The organism is Rathayibacter sp. AY1D5, from assembly GCF_002932515.1.
GTDB lineage: Bacteria > Actinomycetota > Actinomycetes > Actinomycetales > Microbacteriaceae > Rathayibacter.
The window spans coordinates 21,640-28,398 of the sequence record NZ_PSVU01000049.1 but is presented as its reverse complement, the minus strand read 5'-3'; the positions used below and the strand labels follow the sequence as shown (position 1 = coordinate 28,398).

Below are 6,759 nucleotides of genomic sequence, written 5' to 3'. Positions count from 1 at the left end.
CTGCTGACGCCCGGCTCGATCAGCCCGCTCGGGCAGCACGCGGAGCTGCGCGGATTCGTGCCCGGCGCGAACCGGCTCGTGGTCGCCGATCCGGAGTCGGGCTCGCTGATCGACCTGGCCGACGGCTCGGTCGAGACGCTCGCCCTCCCCCCGGCCGACGTGAGCGCGACCGCGTCGCCCGTGCAGATCCTGCTCCTCGACTCCGGATCGGCGACCACGAGCCGGTTCGCGCCGGGCACGAATCCGCGCAGCTCCGCGTGCTGCCCGAGCGGGCTGATCGAGCCGGGCGTCAGCAGGTCGAGCAGGAGCACCGTGTCGTCGAGCGAGTGGGTGACGACGGAGGTGGTGCCGGGCACGAACATCCAGTCGCGCGCCCGCAGCGGCCCGCCGTCGATCCCGAGCACGGGGACCGCCTCGGCCTTCTGGTCGGTGAGGTCGTAGGAGTAGAGGGCGCGGTCGAGCGGGCCCGACGGCGCCTGCCCCGTGAAGGTCCAGCCGAGCACGCCCTTCTCGGGCGAGGAGTGCAGCTCGCGCACGGTCCCGGGGCCGGGGAGCGGGATCACGCCCTCGGAGCCGGTGTCGAGCGTGACCGTGCGGAGGAGGTTCGTGTCGTCCGGCTCGATGGTCACGACGACCAGCACCGGGCCGACGACGGCGTAGTCCTGGATCCGGTCGGCCGTGACGAGGACCCGGGCGTCGCCTCCGGAGAGCGGGCGGACGCGGACGGCGTCGGGCTGCGAGGGGTCGTCGGCGGTGCGGTCGAGGGTGAAGAGGTCGGGGTCCTTCGTGGTGAAGGAGGCGGAGACGTCGGCGGCCGAGCCTGTCGCGGCGCTGCGGGCGTCGTCGATCCCGATCTCGTAGCGGGTGGCGTAGCGGAGGGTGTCGGTGAAGGTGACGGTGAGCACGCCGCCGTCGAGCTCGGTGGTGTGCGGGGCGTCCGGGGCGACGCGGACGCGGTCGCGCGCGTCGGGCTCGAGCGCCTGGTCGAGGTGCAGGCGGGCTCGGGAGCCGTCGCGCTCGACCACGCCGTCGGTGCTGACCTCGAGGGAGGCGACCCGGGGCCCCTTCGCGACGGTGGCGGCGGTCAGGCCTCCGACCGCGAGGACGAGCACCGCGACGACCGCCCAGAAGAGCCGTGGGAAGCGGGAGGCGCCTGCGGAGTCGAGGCCGGGAGCCCGCCGCGCGCCGCCTTCGGACCGTCGCCCGCTCTGCGCCGACGTGCGGCGCTCCGGAGACGCGCCGCGCTCGGGAGTCGCGCCGCGCTCAGTAGACATACGGCATCGCCGGCTCGTCGATCGGAGTGAGCGCCTCCGGCTCCAGCACGACCGCCTCGGCGCTGGTGACGCTCGGGTTCGCGCCGAAGCCGCCGCTCGCCTCCAGCCACTGCCCCTCCGACCAGGTGTCGGCCCAGCCGGCCTGGTAGACCGGCACGCCCACCGGCTGCGCGTCCACCGCGCAGCAGGTGACGACGAAGCGGGCGATGTAGAAGACGTTCTCGGGGTCGGAGGCGTCGGGGGTCACGAATCCGCTCACCGTCGCCGTGCGGCCGGCGAGGAACTGCTCGCTCGCGCCCTGGCGCAGCAGGGTCGCCCAGTCGCGCACGCTGAACGAGGCGGTGTCGCCGGTGGGCGCAGCGGCGGTCACGGAGGCGTCGACGGCGCTGGTGTTGACCTCGCGCTGCGTCGCGGTCGAGGCGGTGAGGGCGGCCGGCGGGAGCACGAGCAGGGCGACGGCGGCGGAGGCGATCACCGCGACTCCGGCTGCTACCGCGACCACCCGGCGCCAGGGGCGGGCGGGCGCGGGGGCGTGGAGGTGCTCGACGTCGTCCTCGTGCTCGTGCTCGTCCTCCTCCGCTCCCGGCACCACCGCGAACGCCGCGATCAGCAGCACTCCGGCGATCACGGCGAGCACCACCGAGAACTCGAAGTAGCGGGGGTGGATGTAGAGGCCGAGCCGGCCGGTCGCCGCGAGCCACAGGGTCGAGACGACGCCGATCAGGCTGAGGACGACGCCCTTCCAGCGAGCGAGGAGGCGCTCAGAGCGCATAGTTCACCGCCAGTCCCAGCACGGCCGCGGCGAGGGCGACCAGCACGGTGACGCGAACCAGCGTCGCGGCCGAGAACGTGGTGCGCAGCAGCGCGAGCATCTTGACGTCGATCATCGGACCGAAGACGAGGAACGCGATGATGCCTCCCGGCAGGAACGTGGAGCCGAACGAGAGCACGAAGAACGCGTCGACGTTCGAGCAGATCGAGATGACGAACGCGAGCACCATCAGCGCCAGCACCGACCAGAGCGGGTCGCCGCCGAGAGTGGTCAGAACGTCGCGCGAGACGCCGACCTGGATCAGCCCCGCGATGGCGGCGCCGACGAACAGCGCCGGCATCATCGCCCCGGTCTCCTCGGCGAACAGCAGCACGCTGCGCCGGGAGCGGTCGCGGAGGGAGCGGGAGGGCCGCTCGCCCGCCTCGCAGGCAGCGCGGAAGCGGTCGGTGAGCAGGCTCATCGGCTCGGAGTGGCGGCTGAAGATCCAGCCGACGAGGTTCGCGATCGCGAAGCCGCCGACGATGCGCCAGACGAGGATCCCGTCGGCCCAGCCGAAGGCCTGGTAGGTCGTGACGATGGTGATCGGATTCACGATCGGCGCGGCCAGGAGGAACGTCATCGACTCCGACACCGAGAGGCCCTTGACGATCAGCCCGCGCGCGAGCGGCACGTTGCCGCACTCGCAGACCGGGAGGAGCACGCCGAGCAGCGAGATCACGAGGCGCCGCGGGAGCGCCCGCTTGGGCAGGATCCTCAGCAGCACGGCCTCGGGCACCCACAGCTGCACCGCGATCGAGAGGACGATGCCGAGGAACACGAACGGCAGCGACTCGATGACGACGCTGATCGAGAGGGTGAGGAAGTCGCGCACCGCGTCCGAGAGGGCGTCGCCCGCCACGTCCGGGGCGAGCAGGCGCGTCGCCACGAGGACAGCGACCAGGGCGAGCCCGAGGAGCGGCCCGCGCCGCGACCGCCGGGCGCCCGGGGACGCGCGGGTCGGGGCGGCGAGCGCGGATTCGGGGGACATCCCGACCCATCGTAGGCGGGGGCCCTGCGCAAGCCGGGGCGGGGCGCGGCTGCGACGTACCCGGCGAGTGTGAGCCCGGCCGCACGAGATCCGGCCGCCCGCGAGTGTCCGATGGTCGTCGCACTCGCGCTCGAGTGCGACGACGTCTGGACACTCGGTGCGAGGGCGGGCGCCGAGGGTCGCGGGAGGCGGGCGCGGCACTCGCGCAGCGGCCCTCCGGGTGCAGGATGAGCGCATGCCCGCCTCCCCCGCGCACCCCCTCCGCGTGCGGATGCAGCCGCGCGCGATCGACGAGGCGCACCGCGTCTCGAGTCCGCTCGAGCTGCTCGTCGACCTGACCTTCGTCGTCGCGATCGCGCAGATCGCCCAGCAGCTTGCCCACGCGACCGAGGAGGGGCACCTCGCCGAGGGGCTCCTCCCCTTCGGCATGGTGTTCTTCGCGATCTGGTGGGCGTGGATGAACTTCACCTGGTTCGCCTCCGGGTACGACACCGACGATGTGCCCTACCGGCTGCTGACCCTCGCCCAGATGGGCGGCGTCCTGGTGCTCGCGGCGGGAGTGCCGGCCGCCTTCGAGGAGGGCGACTACCGGGCGATCACCATCGGCTACGCGATCATGCGGTTCGCGCTGGTGAGCCAGTGGATCCGCGTCGCCGTGTCCACTCCGGAGCACCGCACCTCCGCCGTGCGCAACGCCGTCGGCTTCTCGATCGTGCAGGTCGGCTGGCTGATGCGGCTGCTCCTGCCCGAGGAGGTCGGGGTGGTGAGCTTCCTGCTCCTGGTCGCCTGCGAGCTGGCGGTGCCCCTCTGGGCGCAGCGGGCGGGCGACGCGAACTGGCATCCGCACCACGTCGCCGAGCGGTACGGGCTGTTCACGATCATCCTGCTCGGCGAGGGCGTCCTCGCGGCGGTGATGGGCGTGCAGCGGGCGGTGACGGAGGCGGGCGTCAGCACCTCGCTCGTGCTGGTCGCGGCCTGCGGGCTGGTGATCGTGTTCGCGCTGTGGTGGCTGTCGTTCTCGCATCCCTCCGGCGAGCTGCTGGAGCGGCGGCGCGGCCTCTCCTACCGCTGGGGCTACGCGCACTTCGCGGCGTTCGCGGCCCTCGCGGCGCTGGGATCCGGGCTGGAGGCGGCCGTCGCCGCGACCGCGGGCCACCTCGAGGCGTCCGACACGGTGATCGGCGCGGCCGTCGCGGTGCCGGTCGCGGTCTTCGTCCTGACCCTGTGGGCGGTGCACGCGCCGCTCGGCGAGCACCAGCCGATGCCCGCGCGCCTGGCTCTCCCCGGTGTCGCGCTGGCGCTCGCGACTCCGCTCGTGGCGGGGACGCTCGGCGTGGGCGGGGTGCTGGTCGCGCTGGCCGCGGTCTCGGCGGGGCTGGTCGCCGCGGTGGTGGGGCGCGGGCGCACCGCGGAGTGACGGCGTCGGCGGGCGAGGCGCGTCGCCGTCCCGAGAGGCGCGTTGTGGGGGCGGAGGAGCGGACCGCGCCTCGAGACACAGCCCTCGTCGACGAGACGCCGGCCTGGCGGCGGTGTCCCGGCGGGGGCGGAAAGCCTCGGCGAGCGCACCGCGGCAGCGGCTACCCCCGGCGCGGCAGCGGCTCCGGGCGGCGGGGCACCCAGCAGCGGACGCGCGAGCGGTAGCGCTCGAAGTCGGCTCCGAAGCGGGCGGCGAGGTCCGCCTCCTCCAGCGGGCGCACGGCCTGGTTCCAGACGACGGCGCCGAGGAGCGCGTACAGCACGACCAGCCACGACGAGAGCAGCAGCCCGACCGCCGCTCCCTGCACGATGCCGGCGACCGCCATCGGATTGCGGACCCAGCGGTAGGGGCCGGCGATCACCAGCCGGTTGGTCATCGCGATCGGCAGCGGCGTGCCGTCGCCGAGGAGCGACATCGTGAGCCCCGACCAGATCCCGAGCGCGCTCGCCGCGACCAGCAGCAGGACGCCGACGCCGACGACCGCGGGCGGCGCCGCTCCGAGGCCCACGCCCCAGCGCGACTCCAGCCCAGCGATCACCAGCGGGATGACGACCAGCGCGCCTCCCCAGAACACCGCGATCTGCCCGAGGGTCGCGGCGAGGTGCGATCCGGGCCGTCGGCCGGCGGTCGCGACGCGGAAGGTGAAGGGACCGGAGGCGATCCAGCGCGTGGGCACCCGGCCGAGCAGGAGCAGGCACGCCGCGACGACGGAGCCGCCCGCCGCGGCGAGCATCGCGACGACGCCCCAGCCCGCCTCCCCCGTCAGGGTGGCCCAGACGGCCAGGGCGACCGCGACGAGGAGCGTCCAGGCCGTCGCGGTGACGGCCGCCCAGCGGATCCCGGCCGCGGCCAGAGCGGAGGCGCCGACGAACAGCGGGAGGTCGAGAGCCGCGACAGGGACGGGATCGAGGCTGCCGAGCGTCGCGATCCGCACGGCGGAGACGAGCGCCATGGCGACCCACCAGGCCGCGCCGCCGAGGGCCTGCACGGCGAAGTAGAGGCGTCCCCAGGGCATGGCTGCACGGTACTTCATAGCTGAACCCAAGGAACGACCCAGGGCGTTGACGGGCTCGGCGCCCTAGGCTCGAACCAGTTCCCGCCGCCTCCACGAGAAGCGGCCCACCACGACGCCAAGGACGACGCCGATGAACCGCACGACCGTGATCACCGCACTCGCCTGCGGGCTCCTCCTCACCGCCGCCGCAGCCACTCCCGCTGTCGCCGCGACCTCGGACACCGCCGGGGACTCCACCCGCTCCGTCGACGAGTTCGGCGTTCTCGCCGCGACCGACGGCGACACGCTGCTGATCAACGGGCGCGCCTTCCTCCTCGAGTAGGTCCTCCCCGCCGGGCACGGCCGCGAGGACGCCACTCGCGGCGCCGGCCTCCTGATCCGCCGCTGCGTCGACGTCGACGCCGCCGCGGCCGTATTCCTGGTGACGACGGTGCACGGCTTCTCGGGGCCCGAGATCCTGCCCGCCTACCGCGAGGCGCTGCGGCACACGCGCACCGCGCACCTGGTGTCGATCTCGGACAGCGACCGCTCCCCCGAGCTCGACTACGCGGCGACGGTGCACCACGGGATCGACGTGGAGGGCTTCCCCGCCGGATCCGGAGGAGAGGACCTCGTGATCCTCGGCCGGATCCACCCCGACAAGGGCACGGCGGAGGCGGTCCGGATCGCCGCCGCGGCGGGGCGCCGACTCCTGATCTGCGGCATCGTCCAGGACGAGCGCTACTGGCGCGAGGAGGTCGAGCCGCTCGTCGACGGGACGCGCGTCGTCTACCGCGGCTCGGTCGGGCCGGAGGAGCGCGCCCTCGTCCTCGGCGGGGCGCTCGCACTCCTGCACCCGATCGGCTTCGACGAGCCGTTCGGCCTCTCCGTCGTCGAGGCGATGGCGTGCGGGACGCCGGTGATCGCGAACCGCCGCGGATCCATGGCCGAGATCATCGACGAGGGCGTCACCGGGTACGCGGTGGGCTCCCTGTCGGAGGCGGTCGCCGCGGTCGAGCGGGTCGGACTCCTCGACCGCGCGGCCGTGCGGGCGACCGCGCGCCGCCGCTTCGCCGTGGACCGGATGGTCGACGAGTACCTGGCGGTGTACGCGGGAGTGCTGGGGCGCTGACGCCGGTGTCACGTCGGCATCGGATGCGCGCGTGACTCCCGGCCCTCTTCACCGAGTCGCCCGGGAGGGCTCGTTCTCGACGC

Annotated in this window: 7 protein-coding genes; 3 read left to right on the top strand and 4 right to left on the bottom strand. The window is 74.1% G+C overall.

The window, feature by feature from the left end:
• The 3 genes from C5C82_RS13780 to C5C82_RS13770 all read right to left on the bottom strand — a co-directional run.
• Positions 1-1,274, bottom strand: a 1,274-nt coding sequence (locus tag C5C82_RS13780) for a hypothetical protein (RefSeq protein ID WP_146085995.1), incomplete at its 3' end; no start/stop codon positions are given.
• Positions 1,264-2,046 carry a TIGR03943 family putative permease subunit gene (locus C5C82_RS13775; RefSeq protein WP_104234069.1) on the bottom strand — a complete coding sequence of 261 codons (783 nt, stop codon included), beginning with the start codon at positions 2,044-2,046 and terminating at the stop codon, positions 1,264-1,266. The genes C5C82_RS13775 and C5C82_RS13780, both read right to left, overlap by 11 nt.
• Positions 2,036-3,073, bottom strand: a complete 1,038-nt coding sequence (locus C5C82_RS13770; RefSeq protein WP_104234070.1) for a permease — start codon at positions 3,071-3,073, stop codon at positions 2,036-2,038. Before C5C82_RS13770 ends, C5C82_RS13775 begins: the two co-directional genes overlap by 11 nt.
• 235 nt (positions 3,074-3,308) lie before the next feature.
• Here C5C82_RS13770 and C5C82_RS13765 point away from each other — a divergent pair, with 235 nt between their 5' ends.
• The gene (locus C5C82_RS13765; RefSeq protein WP_219814850.1) at positions 3,309-4,490 is read left to right on the top strand and encodes a low temperature requirement protein A; all 1,182 of its coding nucleotides are present in this window, start codon (positions 3,309-3,311) and stop codon (positions 4,488-4,490) included.
• A gap of 160 nt (positions 4,491-4,650) precedes the next feature.
• Here the strand turns inward: C5C82_RS13765 and C5C82_RS13760 are convergent, their stop codons facing one another.
• Positions 4,651-5,565: an isoprenylcysteine carboxylmethyltransferase family protein gene (locus C5C82_RS13760; protein ID WP_104234071.1), complete on the bottom strand. Its 915-nt coding sequence runs from the start codon at positions 5,563-5,565 to the stop codon at positions 4,651-4,653.
• 130 nt (positions 5,566-5,695) lie between these two features.
• Here C5C82_RS13760 and C5C82_RS13755 point away from each other — a divergent pair, with 130 nt between their 5' ends.
• Complete coding sequence (locus tag C5C82_RS13755) at positions 5,696-5,887, top strand: hypothetical protein (protein ID WP_104223384.1); 192 nt, start codon at positions 5,696-5,698, stop codon at positions 5,885-5,887.
• 99 nt (positions 5,888-5,986) lie between these two features.
• Positions 5,987-6,676 carry a glycosyltransferase gene (locus C5C82_RS13750; RefSeq protein WP_258066129.1) on the top strand — a complete coding sequence of 230 codons (690 nt, stop codon included), beginning with the start codon at positions 5,987-5,989 and terminating at the stop codon, positions 6,674-6,676.
• Positions 6,677-6,759 lie beyond the last annotated feature (83 nt).

What these genes read in the sequence shown, in the direction of transcription:
- C5C82_RS13770 (WP_104234070.1), bottom strand. Translation starts at nt 3,073, where the DNA reads ATGTCCCCCGAATCCGCGCTCGCCGCCCCGACCCGCGCGTCCCCGGGC.
- C5C82_RS13765 (WP_219814850.1), top strand. Translation starts at nt 3,309, where the DNA reads ATGCCCGCCTCCCCCGCGCACCCCCTCCGCGTGCGGATGCAGCCGCGC.
- C5C82_RS13775 (WP_104234069.1), bottom strand. Translation starts at nt 2,046, where the DNA reads ATGCGCTCTGAGCGCCTCCTCGCTCGCTGGAAGGGCGTCGTCCTCAGC.
- C5C82_RS13755 (WP_104223384.1), top strand. Translation starts at nt 5,696, where the DNA reads ATGAACCGCACGACCGTGATCACCGCACTCGCCTGCGGGCTCCTCCTC.
- C5C82_RS13760 (WP_104234071.1), bottom strand. Translation starts at nt 5,565, where the DNA reads ATGCCCTGGGGACGCCTCTACTTCGCCGTGCAGGCCCTCGGCGGCGCG.